This is a genomic window from Streptomyces sp. NPDC088261, from assembly GCF_044740805.1.
Taxonomy (GTDB): Bacteria; Actinomycetota; Actinomycetes; order Streptomycetales; family Streptomycetaceae; genus Streptomyces.
Map to the genome: position 1 here is coordinate 128,343 of NZ_JBIURL010000012.1, position 23,352 is coordinate 151,694.

Below are 23,352 nucleotides of genomic sequence, written 5' to 3' on the forward strand. Positions count from 1 at the left end.
ATCGACGCGGCGCCGCACCCGGGTTGACGGGGTGCGGCGCCGCTGTCAGTCCAGATAGCCGCGCAGCTGGTCCGCGTAGGTGTGGTTGCGCAGTTTGCCGAGGGTCTTCGCCTCTATCTGGCGTATGCGCTCCCGCGTGACGCCGAAGAGGCTGCCGATCTCCTCCAGGGTGCGGGGCCGCCCGTCGTCCAGCCCGTACCGCAGCTGTACGACCTTGCGTTCGCGCTCGCCGAGGGTGGAGAGGACCGCGTTCAGGTGCTCGCGCAGCAGCAGGAAGGCGGCGGACTCGACGGGGGACGCGGCGTCGCCGTCCTCGATCAGGTCGCCGAGCGCCACCTCGTCCTCCTCGCCCACCGGGGTGTGCAGGGAGATGGGCTCCTGGGCGAGGCGCAGCACTTCGCCGACGCGCTCGGGCGAGACGTCCAGCTGGGCGGCGACCTCCTCGGCGGTGGGCTCGTACCCCCGCTCCTGGAGCAGCCGCCGCTGGACGCGGACGACCCGGTTGATCAGCTCGACCACGTGGACGGGGACCCGGATGGTACGGGCCTGGTCGGCCAGCGCCCGGGACATGGCCTGGCGGATCCACCAGGTCGCGTACGTCGAGAACTTGAAGCCGCGGGCGTAGTCGAACTTCTCGACAGCCCTGATCAGTCCGAGGTTGCCCTCCTGGACGAGGTCGAGCATGGTCAGGCCGCGGCCGATGTAGCGCTTGGCGACCGAGACGACGAGGCGCAGGTTGGCCTCGATCAGCCGGCGCTTGGCCATCCGGCCCATGACCACGAGGCGGTCGAGGTCGTGGGCGAGGCGGGAGTCCAGGTCGGTGGCGGTGCCGAGCTTCTCCTCGGCGAAGAGGCCGGCCTCGACGCGGCGGGCCAGCTCGACCTCCTCGGCGGCGGTGAGGAGCGGGATGCGGCCGATCTCGCGGAGGTACTGGCGGAACAGGTCGGAGGTGGGGCCGCTGTCGGCGCGGCTGCCCCGGCGGGGCTCGGGCACGTCGTCCACGGGGTCCTCGGTGAGGGTCTCCACGACGGTCACCCGGCCCTCGGCGTCGGACTTCCCTCTGGTGAGGTGGAGGCTGTCGGGGTGGAGGGTGCGGACCACCTCGGGGTGGTGCGCGACGCGGTTCTGGGGCGGGACGGCCGGGGAGAGGGGGACCGGCGGTGACAAGGGCGGGACCGCCGCGGACAGGGGCGGGACGGCCGGTGACAGGGGCGATTGGTCGGTCAGGTACGCCGTGAGGTCTGTGGTCAGCGTCAAGGCCGGGCTCACGGACTGGGTCTGGGTCTGCACGGGGGGCGACCTCCAGGGTGATCACTGCCGGTTCGGGGGCGTGCGGCAGCGGGACGCAAACGGCCGGGCCGCATCCGTCCCGTACACGATGAGCGGATCCCGCGGGGGGTGCGGCGCCCGGCGCGCGTGGCCGGGCCGCGCCCCGGGGACTCAGGCACCGCAACCAGTGTGGGGTACGACACATCGCCGCCACGAGGGGCGTGCGGTGTTTTTCTGAGTCCCGTGCGTGACCGGGCCGTTACGGAAGGGTGTCGTCCGGGATGACGGCGGGCGGGCCGGGTCAGGGCCGCCGGGTCGTCAGAGCGCGGCCGCGCCCTGGTTGCGCAGGGACTGGCCGTACTGCTGGAGCACCCACAACTCGTTCTGTACGGCGGCGTAGTGCTCCGGGTCGGAGTGGGTGCCGAGGCGGGTCAGGGTGCCCGTGACGTCGCGGATCCGCAGGTCGACCGCGCGCAGCCGGACCTGGACGAGCTGCTCCCCCGCGTAGGTCTCGTCGATCGTCTTGCCGTGGAAGACCTCGACCGCCAGCTCCGTGACCATCGCGCGCACCGCGTCGTTGGGCGCGGCGTCGCGGACCCGGGCCAGGTACTCGAAGGGGGCCCCCACGCCCTGTTCGGCGCCGCCCGCGTCCTCGATGGCGCGGCGCACGGCCGCGTACGGCTGGGCGGTGAACTCGTCGCCGCCGTACGCGTCGAAGGCCGGGGAGACCAGTTCCGGCCGCTGGAGGGCGAGTTTGAGCAGCTCGCGCTCGGTGCGGTGGGCGGGGCTGCGGAGGTTCAGCGCGGGTCCTGAGGGGCCTCGGCCGACCGCGCCCTGGCCGTCGTGGGACCCCTGCGCTCCCCGGGGACCCTGCGGGCCGTTGCGCCGGGCGCCGCGCTCGGGGGGCGCCGCCGGGCCGCGTCCGCCCCGGTCGCGCGCCCAACGCGCCACCTGCGCCACCCGCTTGACCACGAACTGGGTGTCCAGGATGCCGAGGATCCCGGCGAGCTGGACGGCGACCTCGTGCTGCGACGCGCCGTTCTTGATCCGGGCCACGATCGGCGCCGCCTCGTCCAGGGCGGCGGCGCGCCCCGCCGGGGTCTCCAGCGCGTACCGCGAGACGATCTGGCGGATCGCGAACTCGAAGAGCGGTGTGCGCGGTTCGACCAGGTCCTGGACCGCTTCGTCGCCCTTGGCGAGGCGCAGGTCGCAGGGGTCCATGTTGTCGGGGGCGATGGCGATGTACGTCTCGGCGGCGAACTTCTGGTCGTCCTCGAAGGCGCGCAGCGCGGCCTTCTGGCCCGCCGCGTCCCCGTCGAAGGTGAAGATCACGCGCGCGCTGCCGTTGTCCATCAGCAGCCGTCTGAGGATCTTGATGTGGTCGGCCCCGAAGGCGGTGCCGCAGGTGGCGATGGCGGTGGTGACGCCGGCCAGGTGGCAGGCCATCACGTCCGTGTACCCCTCCACCACCACGGCCCTGCTCGCCTTGGCGATGTCCTTCTTGGCCAGGTCGACGCCGTACAGCACCTGGGACTTCTTGTAGATCGCGGTCTCGGGGGTGTTGAGGTACTTCGGGCCGTTGTCGTCGTCGCGCAGCTTGCGCGCGCCGAAGCCGACCACCTCGCCGGAGATGTCCCTGATGGGCCACATCAGCCGGCCGCGGAAGCGGTCGATCGGGCCGCGGCGGCCGTCCTGGGAGAGACCGGAGAGCAGCAACTCCTTGTCGGTGAAGCCCTTGCCGCGCAGATGGCTCGTGAGGTGGTCCCAGCCGGCCGGGCTGTACCCCACGCCGAAGTGCTCGGCCGCCGCCTGGTCGAAGCCGCGCTCGGCGAGGAACGTGCGGCCGATCTCGGCCTCGGCGCCCGACAGCTGCTCGGCGTAGAACAGCGCGGCGGCCTTGTGGGCCTCCACCAGGCGGGTGCGCTCGCCGCGCTGGCCCGCCGGGTTGTAGCCGCCTTCCTCGTACCGCAGCGTGATGCCCGCCTGGGCGGCGAGGCGCTCGACCGTCTCGGAGAAGGAGAGGTGGTCGAGCTTCATCACGAAGGCGATGGTGTCCCCGCCCTCCTGGCAGCCGAAGCAGTGGAAGAGGCCCTTGCTCGGACTGACCTGGAAGGAGGGGGACTTCTCGTCGTGGAAGGGGCAGAGCCCTTTCAGGTTTCCGCCGCCCGCGCTGCGCAACTGGAGGTATTCGGACACGACGGCGTCGATCGGGACCGCGTCCCGAACCGCCTTCACGTCGTCATCGTTGATCCTGCCGGCCACGCGTGGATTCTACGGTGGCGCTACGACACCGGCGGACAGGGCGGTCCGGGGGCCGGTCGGGGGCAGGACCTTCGCGGGCGTCAGGTGCCGTCGGCGGCCAGCGAGGCGAGCGGCACCGACGGGTCGGCGAGCGCCTCCGGGTCCAGCCGGGCGCCGGAGCGGATCAGGCGCTGGATGTCCTCGGTGACGTCCCACACGTTGACGTTCATCCCGGCGAGCACCCGGCCGTCCTTGGTCCAGAAGGCGATGAACTCGCGCTTCCCCGCGTCGCCCCTGACCACCACCTGGTCGTACGAGCCGGGCGGCGCCCAGCCCGAGTACTCCAGGCCCAGGTCGTACTGGTCGGAGAAGAAGTACGGGATCCGGTCGTACGTGACCTCCTGGCCGAGCATCGCCCGCGCGGCGGCGGGCCCGCCGTTCAGGGCGTTGGCCCAGTGCTCGACGCGCACCCGGTCGACGGGCAGGCCCTCGCCCCAGCCGGAGACCGGGAACGCGGCCACGTCCCCGGCCGCGAAGATGTCCGGGTCCGAGGTGCGCAGCGAGGCGTCCACGGCGATGCCGCCGCCGGTGGCGCGGTCGGCGAGCGTGAGGCCGGCCGCCTCGGCGAGGGCGACCCGCGGGGCGGCGCCGATCGCGGCGAGCACGTCGTGGGCGGGGTGCTCCTCCCCGTCGTCCGTACGGGCCGCCAGGACCATGCCGTCCTGGCCGACGATCTCGGTGAGCCGTACCCCGAAGTGGAAGCGGACTCCGTGCTCGCGGTGCAGGTCGGTGAAGAGCTGGCCCAGCTCGGGGCCGATGACCTGGTGCAGCGGGGTGGCCGCGGACTCGACGACGGTGACCTCGGCGCCGTACTCCCGGGCCGCCGCGGCGACCTCCAGGCCGATCCAGCCGGCCCCGGCGATGACGAGGTGGCCGTTGTCCCGGCCGAGGGCGGAGAGCACCTGGCGCAGCCGGTCGGAGTGGGCGAGGCGGCGCAGGTGGTGGACGCCCGCCAGATCCGTACCGGGGACGTCGAGGCGGCGCGGTTCCGAGCCGGTGGCCAGCAGCAGCTTGTCGTAGGGGACGGACGTACCGTCGCCGAGGTGCACGCAGCGGGTGCTGCGGTCGATCGAGGTGACCGTCTGGCCCAGGTGCAGCTCGACCTGGGACCGCGCGTACCAGGCGGGCTCGTGCACGAAGACGCTGTCCCGCTCGTCCTTGCCGGACAGATAGCCCTTGGAGAGGGGTGGGCGCTCGTAGGGATGGTCGCGCTCGTCGCCGATCAGGATCACCCGGCCGGTGAAGCCCTCCGCCCGGAGGGTCTCCGCGGCCTTCGCCGCGGCGAGCCCGCCGCCGACGATGACAAATGTCCGATGTGCGTCGACCACTTGAAGCCTCCTTTTTGCTCAGCCGCCATCTGCGAGCGTCCCGTACGGAGCGTAATGGGGGAAGAGGGGGCGCGCCGGTGCTGTGCGGCGGGCGGGGGGTACGGGGCCCCGTCCGCCGCGCTCCTCCGCCGTCAGCGCCCTCTTCTGTGGAGGCCGCTGTACAGGCCGCTGTGCAGGGAGCGCGCCGCCGCGTCCGTGAGGGAGGCGATCTGGTCGACGATCACCCGCTTGCGGGCCCGGTCGTCCCCGGCCGTGTCGAAGAGCGCGCGGAACTGCGGGTCCAGCCCCTCCGGCGCGCCGGCCGTGAGCGCCTCGGCCAGCTCGGCCAGGACGATCCGCTGGTCGGCGCGGAGGGTCTCCTGCTCGGCCCGCTGCATGACGTAACGGTCGGCGACGGCCTTGAGGACCGCGCACTCGTGGCGCGCCTCGCGCGGGACGACCAGCTCGGCGCCGTACCGGGTGAGCGGGCCCGTACCGTACGCCTCGCGGGTGGCGCCCTCCGCGGCCAGGCAGAAGCGGCCGATGAGCTGGCTGGTGGCGTCCTTGAGGCGGCCCTGGGCGACGGCGGAGCCGTCGTAGCCGTGCGGCCACCAGCGCTGTCCCATGAGGCGGTCCAGCGCGGCGGACAGCTCGGCCGGGTCGGTGTCGGCGGGGACGTACCGGCCTATCGCGACCGCCCAGATCGAGTCGCGCTCGGTCGCGGAGGAGAGTGCGGCCGGGTCCACATGGCCGGCGTGCAGCCCGTCCTCGAAGTCGTGGACCGAGTAGGCGACGTCGTCGGACCAGTCCATGACCTGCGCCTCGAAGCACGTACGGCCCGCCGGGGCGCCCTCCCTGGCCCAGGCGAAGACCGGCAGGTCGTCCTCGTACACGCCGAACTTCGCGGAGGCGGGCTCGGTGGGGTGGGCGCCGCGCGGCCAGGGGTACTTCGTCGCGGCGTCCAGGGCGGCCCTGGTCAGGTTGAGGCCGACGCTGACCGGCTCGCCCGTCTCCTCGGACACGACGAACCGCTTGGGCTCGATGCGGGTCAGCAGGCGCAGCGACTGCGCGTTCCCCTCGAAGCCGCCGCAGTCCTCGGCGAAGTCGTTGAGGGCCTGCTCGCCGTTGTGGCCGAACGGCGGGTGGCCCATGTCGTGCGACAGGCAGGCGGTCTCGACCAGATCCGGGTCGCAGCCGAGGGCCGCGCCCAGCTCGCGGCCCACCTGGGCGCACTCCAGGGAGTGCGTGAGGCGGGTGCGGGCGCTGGCGTCCCAGTCCTGGTTACGGGTGCCCGGGGTGACCACCTGCGTCTTGCCCGCCAGGCGGCGCAGCGCCGCGGAGTGCAGCACGCGGGCGCGGTCGCGCTGGAACGCGGTCCTGCCGGGCCGTTTGTCGGGCTCCGCGGCCCAGCGCTCGGTGGCGGCGCTGTCGTAGGGGGTCGAAGGGGTGGAGGGGACGGAAGAGGTCGAGGGGGTCGAGGGGGCCGGGGAGTGGGACGAGGTCGTACCGGTGGTGCCTGCCATGTATCGAAGGTAACCGGAGGGACCGACAGCGGGTCCCCCCGGGCCACGGCATATCGCCCGGACGGCCCGATCGGGGTGGAAATGGAATAGTGAGTGGATTTCCCCAATGCGGCGGTGTGCATTGTGCGCACATTGTGGGCGAGTTGCGATTCTTAATTTGCGAAAAGATTCCGTAAGGGCTCGAACACGCCGTGTAGTGTGCAATGGACCGCGGTGGGGGCTGCTTCATGGAAAGCCTCACGCTTCACGGGAAAGTCCCGTGGAGGAAGGGGGATCTGTGGAGACGATGTTCGCTGCCGCGTTACAGGCCCGCCCGGCACGTCCCGCGGGCCGTGCGCCCCGTACCACCGCTGTGTCCGCGGCTCCCGTCCGCGGCACCGGCGTCGCGAGGGGCTGAGCGTGGCGGACGGCGACTGGCGCCCGGTGATGCATCCGGCGGGCGCCGACACCGAGTTGAGGGTGGCCCTGGAGGAAGTCGCGCTGGGCCGGTGGATGTCCATGCGGACGCTGCTCGCGCGTACGGACACCTCGCGCTCCTGGGCGACCTGGACGTACCGCAGTCAGGTCCTCGCGGCCTCCGCCGCCGGCACCGACGTCGTCGAGGCGTGGGCGGACGACGAACCCGACGCCACCGCCACGGTGATGCTCGCGCGCGTCGCGTCCGAGCGGGCGCTCCGGGCGTTCCGGGGCGGGTATCCGAACGCGGACGGCCTGTGGCACACGGCCCTCGGCGCCTGCCGTACCGCCGTACACGCGGCGATGGACAACCCCGTGCCCTGGACCTGCTTCCTGGCCCTCGCCGTCATCGACGAGGACCAACAGGCGGGCGAGCACCGGGTGAAGGCCGCCGACCCCATGCTGCCGGCCGGACCCTGGGGGCTGTTGCGGCGGGCGGACGCCCTGGACCCGTACAACCGCGAGGCGTACCACCGGATGCTCCAGTACTGGCTCAGCCGGCCCGACGCCGCCGCGGTCAGCCACGCGGACGGCTACGCGCGGTGGGTGCTCAGCCGGGCGGAGCAGCCCGCGGCGGCGGCGCTGCTGATGCTGCCGGTGTACGTACGGGTCGAGCGGTGGCTGCGGCTTCCCAGGGAAGCGCTCGACATGCACTGGCTGAACAGTTACGCGATCCAGGACGCGCTGTCCGCCTTCCACGGATGGTTCGCCCTCCGTACGGAGGGCGAGCGTTCCGTACAGGACCTCAACTACCTGGCGCACGCTTTGTGGGCCGGACAGCAGTACGAGGAAGCGGGAAGGGTGTTCCGGGCGATGGGGCGTCACGTCACGCCGCGTCCCTGGCAGTTCCGGCTGGCCGACCCGGGGGACAAGGACGCGCTCCTCGATCACATCACGCGCTGCCGCAGCCAGTGCCTGGGTGTCGCCGGGTCGTCCGCGCGGACGGGACCGGCGCGGTTCGGCAGACACCGGCACCGGCCGGCCACCTGACCGGGGCCGTCCGCCCCCGTTCTTCCTCGCCCCCCTCCGTTCCCGGCACCCCCCGACCCCCCACCACCACGGCAGAAGGACGACCGTTGTCTTCCTCGACAGGCACCTCACCGACCGGTTCGCCCGCCGGCACCTCCCGGACCTCCGCCCTCGGCGACCGGGGCGACCGGGGCGACACTCCGGACGCGCAACGCCTCAAGGAGTTGGGCTACCAGCCCGTTCTGGCCCGGCGCATGGGCCCGTTCGGGAACTTCGCCATCAGTTTCAGTGTCATCTCCGTGTTGACGGGTTGCATGACCCTCTACGGATACGGCATGGGCCACGGCGGCCCCGCCGTCATGATGTGGGGCTGGGTGGGCGCCGGGGCCATGGTCCTGGTCATCGGGATGGCGCTGGCGGAGGTGACCAGCGCGTACCCCACCTCGGGGGCCATGTATTACATGGCCCGCATCCTCGGCGGACCGCGCTGGGGGTACTACACCGGGTGGATCAACCTGCTCGGCATGCTGGGCGGTCTGGCCGGCAGCGGCTACGGCGCCGCGGCCTTCCTCGGCGCGCTGCTGAGTCTCCAGACGGGCTACGAACCCACACCCGGCTCGACGCTGCTGATCCTCGCGGTCATCCTGATCGCCGTCGCGGCGATCAACCTGTGCGGGGTGCGGATCGCCGCCTTCTTCAACGACCTGAGCGTGTGGTGGCACCTGGTGGGCATCGTGACCATCGTCGGCACGCTCTGGATCCTGCCCGACAGCCACCAGTCGCCCAGCTTTGTCTTCGGTGAGTTCGTCAACGACACGGGCTTCTCGAATCCGCTGTACGTGTGCGCTCTGGGCCTGCTGCTCACCATGTACACCTTCACCGGGTACGACGCCTCCGCGCACCTGTCGGAGGAGACCACCCGGGCCGCCGTCTCGGCGCCGCGCGGCATCATCAAGTCGATTGTGTGGTCGTGGATCGGCGGATTCGTCCTGCTGGCCGGCCTCACGTTCGCCGTCCAGGACTACGCCGCCACCCAGGCGACCGAGACCGGGGTGCCGCCGGCCCAGATCCTCATCGACGCGCTCGGCACCGACGGCGCGACGCTGATGCTGCTCCTGGTGATCGGCGCGATGTTCTTCTGCACGATCGCCGTGACCACGTCGGGTTCGCGGATGGTCTTCGCCGTCAGCCGCGACGGCGAACTCCCCTTCTCGCACCTCTGGCGCCGCGTCAGCCGCCGCACCCTGGTGCCGTACTGGGCGGTGTGCATGACGGTCGTCGCGGCCTTCGCGCTGACCCTGCCGTCGCTGTGGTCGGCCACCGCGTACGGCGCGATCACGGCGATCAGCGTCGTCGGGATCACGCCGGTGTACATCATCCCGGTCTTCCTCAAGCTCGTGCGCCCCGAGCGGTTCACCCCCGGGCCGTGGCACCTGGGCCGCTGGAGCAAGCCGGTGGGCTGGACGGCGGTGGTCTGGGTGGCCTTCTGCACGGTGCTGTTCTGCCTGCCGCAGAGCTACCCCGTCACCGTCGACACGATGAACTACGCGGTGGCCGCGCTGGCCGGGGCGCTGCTGCTGGCGACGGTGTACTGGCCGTTCGCGCGCCGCGTCCAGGAAACCCGTACCCACACCCACTCGCCCCGGGACATCCAGCAGATGGAGGACATCGTCTGACGCGGGGACACCTCGGAATTCCCCCAGCTCACCGGCTCGATCGGGCCGTTGTCAGACCCCCCGCCTAACGTGGTGATCAGTTCGAGAACCAGAAGGTCGGGGAGGGGTCCTGCCATGGGTTGGATCGAAACGGCGGGCGGGTACGCCGTCTCGCTGGAGGGCACGCGGGTGCTGTGCCGCAATGCCGCCGGCAGGGCGCTGAAGCAGGTGCCGCCGAAGCTCAAGGACGACGTCGAGGTGGTCCGGCTGCGGCAGTTGGCCGAGTGGCTGGCACGGCACGAGAGCGAGTGCCGGGAGCAGGTGGACGCCTGGCTGGTGCGGTCGCTGCCGGTGCCGGTCGCGCTGCTGGCGCGGGTGTGGCCGGACGCGGCGTGGCAGGCGGCGCTGCGCGATCTGGTGGTGGCGCCGGTGGGCGGGGACGGGGCGGCGGACACCGCGCGCGCCGGGTTCCTGCGGGACGCGGACCCGGTGAAGGGGCTCGGGATCGTGGATCTCGACGGGGACTCGGTGTGGCTGGACCCGGCGGAGGTGACGTCGGTGCTGATCCCCCATCCGGTGCTGCTCGAAGACCTGGCGGAGCTGCGGGAGTTCGCGGCGGAGCTGAAGGTCGAGCAGGGCGTGGAGCAGCTGTTCCGCGAGGTGTGGCAGCGGCCGGCGGGGGCCGGCGGGGCGACCAGCGCGGACACGGCGTGGAGCGCGTACGCGAACGGAAAGTTCGCCCAGTTGCGGCACGCCACCGGGCGGGCGTTGACGCTCGGTTACCGGGTGCGGGGCGGCCAGGCGCTGTGCCGGCTGGTGGAGGACGGGCGGCAGTTGGAGGCGGCGTACTGGCTGGGGGGCGACTACCCGGACGCGGAGGCGCGGACGGGGGCGCTGGAGTGGCGGGACGGGACGGGGCGGCGGCTGCCGCTCGGTGACGTGGGGCCGGTCGCCTGGTCGGAGGGGGAGCGGATGGCCGCGCTGGTGTTCGCGGGGCGTGTGGTGGAGAGCGAAGAGGAGGGGGCGCTGTGAACGGGGGCGCTGGGAGCGGGGCGTTGGTGAGCGGGGACGTGGTGCGTGAGGGCGTGGCGAGCGGGGGCGTGATGACTGACGGGCGGGTGCTGGAGGCGGGTCCGGTGGAGGCGGGTCTGGCGGCCGCCGATCTGCTGGACGCCGGGGCGGTGCTGCCGCTCGGGGCGGAGGGCGGGGCCGCGCCGGGCGATGTGCTGACGGCGCGGGCGTACGGCCATCCGGTGCTCGACGGGCGCACGGTGGTACGGCTGGTGCCCGGCGCGATCGGGGCCGCCGAGGATCTCTCCGTCGAGTATCTGGGCTTCTCCGCCGCGGAGGTGGCCGAGGTCGGCCGGGTGAAGCGGCAGTCCCTCGGCTTCCCCGCGTGGGCGCTGGTGAACGACCCGGGCAACGGGCATCACGCGCTCGCCGTGGTCAAGGAGATGGAGCGGCTGGCGCGGCTCGTGGCCACCAAGCCGGGGCTGGCCAAGGAGGGGTTCGACGAGATCGGGGAGCGGCTCGACCGTTCCGTACCGCACTTTCTGCCGACCTTCTACGAACAGGTGGCACGGCTCTTCCTGGCCGTGGAGTCCACGGCGCAGGCGGCGACGTTCTTCGGCAAGGCCAGGACGGCCGAGCAGCGGTACGCGCTGGCGGTGGACGAGGAGCGGCTGCGGGAGGTCTTCCTGGAGTTCGCCGCGGCGGGCGCGCTCAGCGGGAAGGCGCTGCGTGAGCATGCCAGGGGGCTGGCGGTACGGCTGTCTCCCGAGGAGGCGCACGCGCAGTTCAGGACCCTGTCCGTGGAACGGTGCGCGGCCGGGCTCGCCCCGTACGCGGGGATGCTGGAGGATCTGCGCCGGCTGTCGAAGGGCGCGGGGCTCGACGCGCGCGCCGAAGAGCGGTCCCTGCTCGCGGAGATCATCCACACGGGCGCGATGAACCGCGCGGCGGTGAGTTTCTGGCAGGCCGCCCTGCCGGCCCTGTCGGAGGTGGCGACCGGGGACCGGGCCGTGCGGGAGCGGCTGTTGACGCTGATGCCCGCTCCGGGCGGCGACGCGGCGGCGTTCGACGAGTCGTGGCTGGCGCTGCTGGAGCGGTGCGGCGCGGTGGACCTGCTGCTGGACGGCTCGGTCCCGGCGGCCGGCTGGGTGTCGTCCTGGGCGGCCCACCGGCAGCGTGGCTGGGGGCAGACCCCGCGGCTCGCCGCCGAACTGACCCTGGTGGAGCGGCTGGTGGACCGGCTGGTCGCGGACGCGGTGCCGGTACGGCTGGGCAGCGGGAGCGGCTGGCGGACCGGAGTGGACCTGGATCTGCTGGACGCCTGTCTGTCCTGGGGCGTGCCGGTCGAAAATCTCTCCGACGAGGGGAGGGAGGTGCACCTGGGCAGTTGGGTGTCCGACGAGCGGGAGGGCCGCAGGGATCTGCTGGCGGTGACCTCGGAGGCGCGGTTCACCGGGGCGCTGCGTGCCGCCGTGGAGCAGGAGGCCGGCCGGGGCGGCGGGCCCGACGTGCTCGAATCGATGGCCCGTCACCCCGCGCTGCGTACGGTGCTCGCGGGTTGGCTGGAGGAGCGGGCCGACGACCTGGGCCGGCCGTTCGGGCTGCCCGAGCTGAACGACAGGCTGCACCGGTTGTCGCGCTTCTCGTCGCCGTCAGTGCTGGCCACCGCGCCGGCGGCGGTCCGGCGGATCGCGGCGGTGTCCCCCGCCCCTGCCCTGGCCAGGACCCTGCGCGCCGGGATCCTCGACGAGCTGGGCCACCGGGGGTTGGAGGAGGCGCTGCCCCATCTGGGGAAGGTCACGAAGAACGCGGCACCGGGCGGCAGGGTCAGGGCGGGCGCGGACGCGCCGTACCGGCTGACGGACGCCTGGCCCGCCCTGCTCGTCCGGGTCGGCCTCCAGGTGGCGGCCGTCGGTCCCGACGAGGTGCTCGACCGGCGGACGCTCACGCTGCCCGCCGTCTCGAAGACCACGTGGGACACGACGCAGCTCGCGTACGTGGACGGTCAGTGGCTCGTCGTCAACGGATGGGGTGACGACCGGCGCGGGGTGTGGTCGGGCCGTCCCACCGAGATCTTCAAGCCCCAGGGCCCGATCCACGGCCAGGGCAACGGGGGCGGCACGCCCTCGCTCCCCCTGGCCGACGGCAGCCGGTGCTACGGCGGCCGGCCGGTCCGTCCGGGCGACATCTCGTTCGCGGACGAGTGCAGGCCGGTCGCCTCGGACGGCATCTCCGTCTGGGTCCTGCACGAGGACCACTGGTGGGAGTACGACCCCGTGTCGGCCCGCCGGGGCCGCGTCTCCGTGCCGGCCTTCTTCGCGACGGCCCTGACCGGCGACGCGATCCGGCTGCGGGAGAGCGCCTGCCACCTGCTTCCCGTACGCCCCGGCCTGGAGTCCTCCCCGTTCGGGACGAAGGACGGGCTGCTGGGCTGGTACGTGACGTACGACCCGGACGGGCGGACGCTGACGGCCTGTTCGGTGGACGGCAGCCGCGGCCCGGACGTCCCGGAGCACGCCGGAATCCCACTGCCGCCGCTGCGGCTGCCGGGCGGAGCCGTCCTGCACCCCCGGGAGAAGGCGGCATACGGCGGGGCGCAGATCGAGCTGTACGACAGCGAGGGGATCTGCCTGGCGCACCACACGACGGGCGGCACGGAGGGGCCGTACGGCGCGGGCACCCCGCTCGTCCCGCCGACGTCGCACTGGCACGCGCTGCGGCCCCGCGACGAGCGGGGATCGGCCGCGCTGCGCGCGGTGACGGACGCGGACGCGGAGGCGCTGCTGTCGGCCGTCGCCGATGGTTCGGAGCCGGAGGCGGCGGTGCGCGCGCTGCTGCCTGAGGTCACCCACCCCGGGCTGGTGGCGGGGGTGGCCGGCGTGGTGAGGGAGGCGGCCCGGCACGCGGAACGCCTGGCGAAGCTCGGGGAGCGGGCGGAGCGGGGTCCCGGGGCGCTGGCGGCGGACGGGCCGACGGTGCGTCATGCGTACGACAAGGTGCTGGAGCCGGCGTTCGAGGGCCTGGCGCCCGACGGGTACTACTTCGGCTACCGGAACAATGCCCAGAACTCGACGGCGATCTTCGACCAGATCGGGCGGGTGTCGGCGCTGCTCGCGGCGGACGGCGTCCCGGGGCGGCGGACCGAGACCACCGCCGAGAGCGGCGGCTGGGTGCCCGTGTACGGATCCACGCTGGTGGCGCTCGCGGTCCGGGCGGCCGTACCGGTGACGCCGGAGCCGCATCGGGAGGCGCTGTTGGAGCTCCTGGACGCGGCGCTGGCCGTACGGGTGGGCGGGGAGGACGCCGGATCCGGCAAGGGCTCTCCCGGCGGGGACGTTCCAGGCGAGAACGATGGCGCCGCGATCATGGTCGATCCGCGGGGGCGGCTGCGGATCGTGGAGCTGCGGATGCCGGTCGGCCCCGAGGAGGACGCGGACGAGGCCGACGACAACGGCGACGACCGCGACCGGCTGCGCGGCGAGGTGCGGCACGCGGGCGCGCGGCGGCTGCTGATCATGGGGTGTTCGCGGGCCGACGTGAAGGAGCAGTTCTGGCAGTGCCTGGAGTACGACCCGGCCGGCGTCTTCGGGGCCTGGGAGGGCACCACCGTCACCCGGTCGCAGGTGCTGGGGGCGGCGGACGACCCGGTGCGGGCGCCGGCGGTGCGCCGTCTGGTGGAGGCGGTGCGTGAGCGTGGACCGCTGCCGTACCGCCCCGAGCAGGGAGTGGAGTTCGCGGAGCGGGTGGGGATCACCCCGTCGGCGGGCGTGCTGTTCCAGCTCGGCTGCCCGGCGCTGAACCGCTACCGGATGGACCAGGTGCCCGCCGAGTACCTGGAGCCGCTGGAGGTGAAGAAGCCCGAGGTGGAGTGGGCGGTGTCCCTGCTGAGCGCGCTGGGCAGCGAGCGGCGGCGGTCGTTCACCGCGCTGCTGCTGCCGGCCGACCCGGAGCGGGTGGCCGATCTGTGGACGACCGGGTTCCCGGTGGAGCCGCTGGTGGGCGAGTGGATCGCGGCACGCGGCAAGCGGCGGGTCCTGCCTCCCGCCGTGATCCGTGCGGTGGCCGCCGAGTTGCACGCGAGCCAGGCGGTGGACGCGGTGCTCAACCCGGCGTGGCAGAGCGAGCTGACGGGCCGTACGGAACAGCGCCTGGTGGAGGGCGAGCTGGCACCGGTCGACGCGGCGCGGCTGCTCACCGGGGACACGCTGGGCAGCTGGGTCGAGGCGCTGCGCTGGCTCGCGTACCGGCTTCCGTTCGGCGATCCGCTGCGGGCGGTGCTGCCGGAGACGGTGCTGAGGCTGCGCGAGCGGCTCGCCGACCCGGGTCTGCTGATGGACCTGGGGGTGGACCGGGACTCCGCCTACGACCCGGTGTCGCCGCGTCTGCGGGAGGCGTACGGACTCGCGCCGAAGAGGGCCGCCGACGACCCCGAGCTGTTCGAGCTGTCGGCGGCGCTGGTCCTCAAGCCGACCCGGTGGGGCACGGGTGAGGAGATATGGGTACGGCCTTCGGCCGTCCTGCCCGAGCCGGGGACCGGTGGCGGGGGCGCCGACCACCCGGACCTCAAGCTGCTGGTGGCCACGGCGGGGAGGGCGTCGGCACTGGAGGCGCTGCTGGCTGTCCTGAGCGACGAGTTGCTGGCGCTGGTCTCGGCGGACGGCCCGGCAGGACCGGCACAGAACCCGCAGCTGAGCGCGGAGGGCCTGGTGGCCGAGGTCGCGCTCCGGTCCGGGATCTCGGAGGACGCGTCGGCCCTCTACCTGATGCTGCTGGCGCTGCCCGATCCGACGGACCGGAACCAGGCGGCGTGGACGGGGTGGAAGCCGGCCCGGCTGAAGAGGGCGCGGGCCGAACTGGCGGCCACGGACCTGGTGGTGGAGGGCAAGCGGGCACGCGCGGGACGCACGCTGTTCCTGCCCGGCGGCTGGCTGGAGGAGAAGGACGCGCCCCGGCTGCCCGTGGAGAGCTGGAAGACGGCGCTGCTGCCGTGGGACAGGCCGGGCTTCGTGGTGCCCGACCTGCCGGTGCCCGCGCTGTTCGAGGCCGCGTGGCGGCGGGTGGGCGACGGCGACGTGCCGGCGTTCGAGGAGTTCAAGGGCCGTGGCGGCCGGGGAGGCAGACGATGAGGGAGCAGACCGTACCGGCGGCGAGGGCGGGCGGCGCCCGGCAGGTGGAGCTGCCGGAGGACCGCTTCGCGGCGGAGCTGGCGTTCCTGGCGTCGTACGACAACGGCCCGCGGCCGCCCGGCTGGCGGCTCACCCCCCGCGCGGTGGTGCTGTTCGTGTGCGGCACGGACGGCGAACAGCTCAGGGCGCCGGACGGCGGGAAGCTCGCGGTGTCCCGGAAGTTCGTGGGCGAGCGCTCGCTCGTGGAGCGGTGTGTGGTGACGCTCGCGGGCGAGCGCGGGCTGCTGCTCGTGGGCGAGCCCGGTACGGCCAAGTCGATGCTCTCCGAGCTGCTGTCGGCCGCCGTGTGCGGTACGAGCACGCTCACGGTGCAGGGCACCGCGGGCACCACGGAGGACCAGCTGCGTTACGGCTGGAACTACGCGATGCTGCTGGCCAAGGGCCCGAGCCGGGACGCGCTGGTCCCCTCCCCCGTCCTGCGGGCCATGACCCGGGGCGCGGTGGCACGGATCGAGGAGGTCACGCGCTGTCTGCCCGAGGTGCAGGACGCGCTGGTCTCGCTGCTCTCCGAACGCCGGATGTCCGTGCCCGAACTGGCGGGCGGGGAGGACGGCGACAGCACGGTGCACGCGGCGCCCGGTTTCACGCTGATCGCCACGGCCAACTTGCGCGACAAGGGCGTCTCCGAGATGTCCGCCGCGCTGAAACGGCGCTTCAACTTCGAGACCGTGGGCCCGATCGACGACCTGGACGCGGAGACGGCGCTGGTACGCAGCCAGGCGACGGCGGCGCTGGTGCGGGGCGGGGCGGAGTTCTCGGTGGACGACACCGTGCTGGAGGCCCTGATCACCGCGTTCCGGGACCTGCGGACGGGGCGGAGCGCGGAGGGCTGGGAGGTGGAGCGCCCCTCGACGGTCATGTCGACGGCGGAGGCGGTCCAGGTGGCCACGGCGATGGGCCTGGGAGCGGCCTACCTCGGCGACGGCCGCGACGTGCTGCGCATGCTGCCCGGCCACTTGCTGGGCACGGTCCAGAAGGACGACCCGGCCGACCACGCGAGGCTGCTCGGCTACTGGGACGGCCCGATCCGCCGCCGCGCGGAGGCGGGGGCGCCGCTGTGGAGGACGTTGTGGGAGCTGCGCGATGAACTGGGGTGAGGGGGCGGGACCCGGGGAGGCGGCCGGGGCGTTCGGCGGGCTTGAGGAAGCGGCCGCGCCGCCCGGCGAGGCGTTGGAGCGGCTGGCCGACTGTACGGAGCCGTACCTGATCGGGGTACGGCACCACTCCCCCGCGCTGGCCGCGGCCGTACCGGCGATGCTGACGCAGGCGGCGCCGGAGGTGCTGTTCGTCGAACTGCCGGAGGAGTTCGCACCCTGGCTGCCGCACCTCGCCGACCCGGCGACGGTCCCGCCGGTGGCCCTGGCGGGCGGCCGGAGCGACGGAACGGGCGGCGGGCTGGTGTTCCTCCCGTTCGCGGAGTTCTCCCCGGAACTGGCGGCGATCCGCTGGGCGCGGGAGGCGGGGGTGGAGGTGGTCGCCTTCGACCTGCCACTGGGCGCACGGGAGGAACGGGTCCGGGGCGGCGGCGCGGAGGGGGACGGCCAGGGCGGGGCGGGGGTCCCGGGTGGCGGTAGCGCGGACGGGGGCAGCCATGGCGGGGCGGGGGTCCCGGGCAGCCGTGGCGGGCGCGCCGAGGACGGCAACACCCGGGTCCCGGCCGACGGCGGCGGGGCGCGGGTCCCTGGCATCGGTGCGGAGAAGGGCGACCGCGGCGGGGCGCGTACGCCGGTCGTCGGCGCGGACGGAGATCGGCAGGTCAGGACGCGGGCTCCGGCCGGTAGCGGGACGGAGAGGGACAGCCCCGGTGCCACGGAGGCGCCCGGCGGCGGTGACGGGGAGGGAGACGGTCCGACGCCGACCCCGGCCAACGGGGGCGCGGACGGGGGCGGTCGCGGGGCGTTGAGTGCCGCGTTGCGGGCGCGGGTCGGGGGGCGGGGCGGGGACGACCTGTGGGATCGGCTGGTCGAGACCATGGCCCCGGGCTCGGGGCCGGAGGCTCTGCGGCGGGCCGCGCTGTTGGTGGGCTGGGCACTGCGGTCGGACGCGGGTGCGGTCGACCCGTACGACCTCCGCCGGGAGGCGAACATGCGCCGCCACCTGGCCGAACGGGCGGGCCGTCGTACCGCTGCGGTGATCGGGGCCTTCCACGCGCCCGCGCTGGTGCGGGGAGGGGCGGAGGAGGCGGCGGCCCAGGCGGGCCGGTCGGTGGGGGCCGACGTGGTCCCGCCCGTGGAGGCCGACGTTCCGGTACCGGCAGGCGTCGACGTGGCGTGTTCCGCCGAGGACGACCTGGCCCAGGCCGAAGGGGCCGACACCTCACGACCTGCGGGTGCCGGCGCGGCGCGGCCCGCGGGGGGCGGCGCGGCGCGGGCCGGCGGGGGCGGCGTGGGGCGGGTTGTGGGGGGTGGCGCGTCCGCGTCCACCACGCGTGGGGGCGTGGTCACCTCGCTCGTGCCGTACTCGTACGCCCTGTTGGACGAGCGGTCCGGGTATCCGGCCGGGATCAGGGATCCGGAGTGGCAGCGTGGCGTGCATCTCGCGGCGGGCGATCCGGTGCTGCTGGACGACCTGTTGACGGCGACCGCCGTACGGATCTGTGCGGCCGTACGGGACGGCGGTCACCCCAGCGGGCCCGCCGATGCCCGTGAGGTGGTCCGGGTCGCCCGGGACCTCGCGGCGCTGCGCGGGCTTCCGGCGGCCGGGCGGGGCGAGTTGGTGGAGGCGGCGCAGACCGTCCTCACTCAGGGGCAGTTGTACGGGCGCGGCCGCGTCGTGGCCGCCGCCATGGAGAAGGTCCTGGTCGGGACCCGGCAGGGACGACTCGCGCCCGGGACACCGCGTTCGGGGCTCGGACCGTCCGTCGAGACGCTCCTCGGCGGGCTGTCGCTGCCCACGCCGACCGCACCGGCCCGCCGGGAGTTGCGCCTGGACGCGCACCGCAGCGACCTCGACCGGCGCCGGGAGCTGACCCTGCGCCGGCTCGCCGCCTGCCGCGTCCCGTACGGGGAGGAGGGCGGGGTCGCGGGAGTGGGCGACGCCGCCCCGCTGACGACACGGTGGACGGTGGCCTGGTCTCCGTCGACGACCGCGATGCTCGATGTCACCGGTGTGCGCGGAGTGACGCTGGAGCAGGCCACGGAGGGAACACTGCGGCAGCGGCGGGCGAGGGAGCGCCTGCTCGGCGGCCCGACGGCCCCGGAGGTGCTGGCCGGGCTGGAGGAGGCGGCGCGTTGCGGACTCCCCGACCTGGCCGGGGAACGCCTCTCGGAGACCGCCGAGTTGCTGCCCGCCTCCGGGACGCTGCCCGAACTGCTGTCCGGGCTGGCCCTGTTGGACCGGATCAGGTCCGGTCATCTGCCGGGCCTGCCCGACGGTTGGGAACGGGCCGGGCTCACCGAGGCGTACGACGACCTCACCGCCGCGGGGGTGCGCGCGCTGGACGGGCTGGCGGGTTCCACCGACGCGGAGGACGCGCGGGCGCTGGTCTCCCTGGCGGGCCGGGCCGCGGCGGCGCTCGGTGGCGGTCTGCGGCTCGATGCCGCGCTGGTCCGGCTGGAGGCCGACGCAACGGCGTTGATCAGGGGCGCGGCGGGGGTGGCCCGGGTGCTGCTGGGGAGCGGGGACGCGACGGAGTTCGGGGTCCGGCTGGCGTCCCGCGTGGACGGCGCGACGACGTCCGCACTCCGGACGGACCTGGGGGGATTCCTGCGCGGGGCGCTGCTCGCGGCGGGTTCGCTGATGGAGACCGGTCCCGCTCTGGACCCCCTGATGGAGCGGGTCGAGGCCCTCCCCGACCGGGACTTCCTGGACCGGCTGCCCGCCCTGCGGGCAGGTTTCGACACGCTCTCCCCGGCGGCGAGAAGCCGCCTCCTGGCCACGGTGGAAGACCGCACGGGCCTGGCGGCGGGCACCTTGCCGGGCCCGATGACGGATCCGACGCTGCTGGCGCTTCTGGCGTCGGCAGACCTGGCGGGCCGGGAGGCCCTGACAGCAAGGGGGTTGGTCCCGGACCTGGCGACCGTCCTGAGGGCCGACGTGCGGACCCCGTCGGAGACGGACCTGGCGACGGGCCTGACGACGAGCGCGGAGACGGGCCCGCCTGGGGACGCACCACCGGCCGCGCCGAGCGGCGCCGTTGGCGCGACGGGCGGTGGGGCGACGGCGGCGGAAGGACGAACGCGGCTGCCCGGCCGTGCGGGCGATGGCGACGGCGGCGAGGCGCAACTGGTCGCGTCCGAGCCGCCCACGGCAGAGCGGACCGGGGAGGAGCCGACGGCAGCAGGTCCGATCACGGTCGTCGCGACAGCTGTGGCCCCGAGCGCCGGGGCCGGGCCCGTGGGGGGCGAACCCATCGGGACCAGGGCTCCTGCGGGCGGGGACATCAGTCGCGTGGTCGCTGTCGGCGGGGGCGGCGTCGCTGGGCGGGGGGTTGGTGGCCGGAGTGGTGTGGGGCGGGATGTGGGGGTGGGGGTGGGTGTGGTCGCTCTCTCCGCCGGGGAGCGGTGGCGGTTGTTGCTCGGGCGGGGGCGGGAGTTGCGGGGTGGGGCCGGGCGGGTCGGCGCCGCGTTGGACGAGTTGTACGGCTTTGGGCGGGGTGAGGGGGCCCGGGGCGAGGACGGGCGGGGTGGTTCGCGGGGCGGGGACGGGGCGCCGTACCCCGATGTGCGGTCCTGGTCCGAGGAGTTGACCGCGCTGTTCGGGCCCGGCGTCCGCGAGGAAGTGCTCGCCGCCGCGGCCGACGCCGGGCGGATCGACGCCGCCATGGAGCTGGACCCCGCCGCGGCCCGCCCCTCCGTGGAACTGCTGCGGACCGTCCTGTCGTACGCGGGCGGCCTCCCCGAGCTCCAACTCGCCCGGCTCCGCCCCCTGGTGGCGAAGCTGGTGGCCGAGTTGACCGAGGCGCTCGCCAACCGGCTGCGCCCCGCGCTCACCGGCCTCTCCCATCCGCGCCCCACCCGCCGCCCGGGCGGCCCGCTGGACCTGGCCCGGACCATCCGCGCCAACCTGGCGACCGCCCGCCGGGACCCGGACACCGGCGCGTTGACCGTGCTGCCCGAGCGGCCCGTGTTCCGTACCCGCGCCCGCAAGACGGCCGACTGGCGGCTCGTCCTCGTCGTGGACGTGTCCGGCTCGATGGAGGCCTCGACGGTCTGGGCCGCGCTCACCGCCGCCGTGCTGGCGGGGGTGCCCGCGGTGAGTACGCACTTCGTGGCGTTCTCCACCGAGGTCGTCGATCTCACCGACCAGGTCGACGACCCCCTGAGCCTGCTGCTGGAAGTCAGCGTCGGCGGCGGGACGAACATCGCGCTGGGGCTGCGCCACGCCCGGCAGCTGGTGTCGGTGCCGTCCCGCACGCTCGTGGTCCTGATCAGCGACTTCGAGGAGGGCGGCCCGGTCTCGCCGCTGCTCGCGGAGGTACGGGCCCTGGTCGACGCCGGGTGCCACGTGCTCGGCTGCGCCTCGCTGGACGACGAGGGCAGGCCGCGTTATTCGACCGGGATCGCGGGCCAGTTGGTCGGGGCCGGCATGCCGGTCGCGGCGCTGAGCCCACTGGAGCTGGCCCGCTGGGTCGGCGAACGCGTAGGAGGTGCGCACCGATGACCCCATCCGCTCCGGTACTGCCACCGGTTGCCGCCGACGTGGCGGCCGCCGCGCTCGATCTGCTGCCCGTACGGCTGCGCAAACGCGTGGACGGGGCGGTGGCGAAGGCGGCCGGCTGGCCGGTGGAGGCGACGGAGGACGGCGTCCTGGTCCGGGTCGCCGAGGACACGGTGGTGACGCTCCGGGTCACGGCGGGGATCGTCGCCGAAGCGGCGGACGCCGTGTGCGGCTGCCTGTTGGCGCCCGCCTGCCTGCATCGCGCGGCCGTCCTGTCGAGCGCGCCCCTCGCGGTGGAGGCGGAGGCCGCGAACGGGACGGTGGGCGAGCCGCCCAGGACGCGGCCGGGGCCGGTCGCGGGTCCGGGTGCGGGTGCGGAGACGGGGACGGGTCCGGGTCCGGGTCCGGAAACTGGGACGGGTGCGCGTCAGGGGGACGCCGTATCGGGCGCGCCCGGCCCCGGTCCCGCCGCCAACGCCGCCCCCGTGGCGCTCACCCCCGTACAGTCGACAGCCCTCGACTCGCTGCGGGAGGCCGCGACGGCCCTGCTGGTCGCCGGTGTCACCGGATCCGGTGCGGTGCACCGGGCCGAGTTGCTCCACGCCGCGCACTCCGCGCGGCTCGCGGGGTTGCACCGTCCTGCCGCCACCGCCGTGCGCGTCGCGCGGCGGCTGGGTGAGGCCCGTTCGGACGACCCGGCGTTCCGGCTGTCCGATCTCTCCGCCGATCTGGTGGAGTTGCTGGATCTGGTACGCGGACCGGCGGCGGCCCTCGCCCCGGCGCGCCGGAGTTATCAGCCCGAGGGCCCGCTCCGGCTGCACGGGCTCTTCACCGAAGCGGTGGTGACCGCGTCCGGCTACGCGGGCGCCACGGTCTACGCCCTGGCCCCCGACGGCAGGCTCAGGACGCTCTCCGACGTGGCTCCGGGCGGTCCGGAGCGGGCGCTCCAGGCGTCGGGGTCGCCCGTGCCCGGCGGCTGCGCGCTGGGGCTGCGTGACCTGGGCGACGGCGGTGGGGTCATCCTCACCTCGCCGACGGTGTCGCCGGACGGCCGGATCGGTGGCGGCGGACAGGTACGTTCGGTACGGGCGACGGGCGCGGGGTGGCACGAAGCGCCCCTGGCCGCGCTCTGGGAACGGTCGCCCGCCGCGCAACTCGCTGCGGCCCTGCGCTGGTCGGCCGAGCCGGCCGACGCCCGGGCGGCGGGCGGTGATCTGCTGTTCCTGGACGGTACGGTCACGGACGCGGGCTTCGTCGTGTCGGGCGGCCCGACCCTCCGCCTGGCCGCCCCGGACGAACGCCCCGACCTCCCGTACGCCGACAACCTCCGGCTGCTGTCCTCCCGTCCGGGCCTCACGCTCCGATTGATCGCCCGCGCGGTACCCGACCGCCCCGACCGGGTGCACGTCCTGGCGGCGGCCTGGCGGGGCCACGGCGACGGAACCGTACGCACGGATCTGGGCCTGCGCCTACTGAACCGTTCACACCTCGGGGCGGTGGAGCCGGCGCCGGTTGCGGTGGCCGCGCCGGTTGATGGGGGTGGGCCGGTTGGTGAGGGTGTGCCCAGGCCCGGGAGGGGGGCGGTTGGCGAGGGGGGACCAGGCGTGGCGACGCCGGGTGGAGTGGGTACGCCCGCTCTGGTGCGCGTCGTTGATGCGGTGCCTGTTGGGCGTCCGCTTCCCGCGTTGCCGGTTGAACTCGACCTGTTGCGGCGGGCGGTGGAGCGTGTGGTCGCGGGTGGGCGGGCGGTGGCCGCGGCGGCGGGGGACGGGGACCTGACACGGCGGCTGCGGGCCGTTGGGCTCACCACCGGTGCGCAGCGCGTCCAGGCGCTCGCCGAAGCGGCGGCGGACCGGCGCCACGACGTGCTGGGGCGGTTGCTGCCCGCCGATCCCGCGAACTTCGCGCTGGCGTGGCTGGCCGCCGCCGTCTACGCGTCGGCGGCGGCCGAGTCCCTGCTGCTCGCCGCCTGGGCACCACCGGAACCGGCCGCGAACTGATCGGCGCCGCCGATCGTCCTCCAGGAAGGGGAACGCGCAGACGAACGACCGCACAGCACCGCACGATCCAGTCAGGG

The 23,352-nt window shown here is 74.4% G+C and carries 11 protein-coding genes; 7 read left to right on the forward strand and 4 right to left on the reverse strand.

Annotation, left to right across the window (positions count from 1 at the left end; all coding sequences use genetic code 11):
* Window positions 1–45: 45 nt before the first annotated feature.
* The 4 genes from ACIODU_RS23160 to ACIODU_RS23175 all read right to left on the reverse strand — a co-directional run bounded on the left by ACIODU_RS23160 (window position 46) and on the right by ACIODU_RS23175 (window position 6,400).
* Window positions 46–1,290, reverse strand: coding sequence for an RNA polymerase sigma factor (locus tag ACIODU_RS23160; RefSeq protein ID WP_401769711.1), 1,245 nt, complete (start codon window positions 1,288–1,290; stop codon window positions 46–48).
* 297 nt (window positions 1,291–1,587) lie between these two features.
* Complete coding sequence (gene dnaG, locus ACIODU_RS23165) at window positions 1,588–3,531, reverse strand: DNA primase (protein WP_401769712.1); 1,944 nt, start codon at window positions 3,529–3,531, stop codon at window positions 1,588–1,590.
* A gap of 80 nt (window positions 3,532–3,611) precedes the next feature.
* Complete coding sequence (locus tag ACIODU_RS23170; protein WP_401769713.1) at window positions 3,612–4,898, reverse strand: NAD(P)/FAD-dependent oxidoreductase; 1,287 nt, start codon at window positions 4,896–4,898, stop codon at window positions 3,612–3,614.
* Window positions 4,899–5,029: 131 nt separating this feature from the next.
* Window positions 5,030–6,400 carry a deoxyguanosinetriphosphate triphosphohydrolase gene (locus ACIODU_RS23175; RefSeq protein WP_401769714.1) on the reverse strand — a complete coding sequence of 457 codons (1,371 nt, stop codon included), beginning with the start codon at window positions 6,398–6,400 and terminating at the stop codon, window positions 5,030–5,032.
* A gap of 399 nt (window positions 6,401–6,799) precedes the next feature.
* Here ACIODU_RS23175 and ACIODU_RS23180 point away from each other — a divergent pair, with 399 nt between their 5' ends.
* The 7 genes from ACIODU_RS23180 to ACIODU_RS23210 all read left to right on the forward strand — a co-directional run bounded on the left by ACIODU_RS23180 (window position 6,800) and on the right by ACIODU_RS23210 (window position 23,275).
* A complete protein-coding gene (locus tag ACIODU_RS23180; RefSeq protein ID WP_401769715.1) occupies window positions 6,800–7,846 on the forward strand; it encodes a hypothetical protein in 1,047 nt (348 codons plus the stop codon).
* 203 nt (window positions 7,847–8,049) lie between these two features.
* Window positions 8,050–9,501 carry an amino acid permease gene (locus tag ACIODU_RS23185; protein WP_401769766.1) on the forward strand — a complete coding sequence of 484 codons (1,452 nt, stop codon included), beginning with the start codon at window positions 8,050–8,052 and terminating at the stop codon, window positions 9,499–9,501.
* Window positions 9,502–9,615: 114 nt separating this feature from the next.
* Window positions 9,616–10,512 carry a DUF4132 domain-containing protein gene (locus tag ACIODU_RS23190; RefSeq protein ID WP_401769716.1) on the forward strand — a complete coding sequence of 299 codons (897 nt, stop codon included), beginning with the start codon at window positions 9,616–9,618 and terminating at the stop codon, window positions 10,510–10,512.
* Window positions 10,509–15,617, forward strand: coding sequence for a hypothetical protein (locus ACIODU_RS23195; protein WP_401769717.1), 5,109 nt, complete (start codon window positions 10,509–10,511; stop codon window positions 15,615–15,617). The genes ACIODU_RS23190 and ACIODU_RS23195 overlap by 4 nt, the downstream gene beginning before the upstream one ends.
* A complete protein-coding gene (locus ACIODU_RS23200) occupies window positions 15,614–16,774 on the forward strand; it encodes an AAA family ATPase (protein ID WP_401769718.1) in 1,161 nt (386 codons plus the stop codon). The genes ACIODU_RS23195 and ACIODU_RS23200 overlap by 4 nt, the downstream gene beginning before the upstream one ends.
* Window positions 16,761–21,278 (forward strand): DUF5682 family protein, encoded by a 4,518-nt coding sequence (locus tag ACIODU_RS23205; RefSeq protein WP_401769719.1) that lies wholly within the window; start codon window positions 16,761–16,763, stop codon window positions 21,276–21,278. Before ACIODU_RS23200 ends, ACIODU_RS23205 begins: the two co-directional genes overlap by 14 nt.
* Window positions 21,275–23,275, forward strand: a complete 2,001-nt coding sequence (locus ACIODU_RS23210; RefSeq protein ID WP_401769720.1) for a hypothetical protein — start codon at window positions 21,275–21,277, stop codon at window positions 23,273–23,275. Before ACIODU_RS23205 ends, ACIODU_RS23210 begins: the two co-directional genes overlap by 4 nt.
* Window positions 23,276–23,352 lie beyond the last annotated feature (77 nt).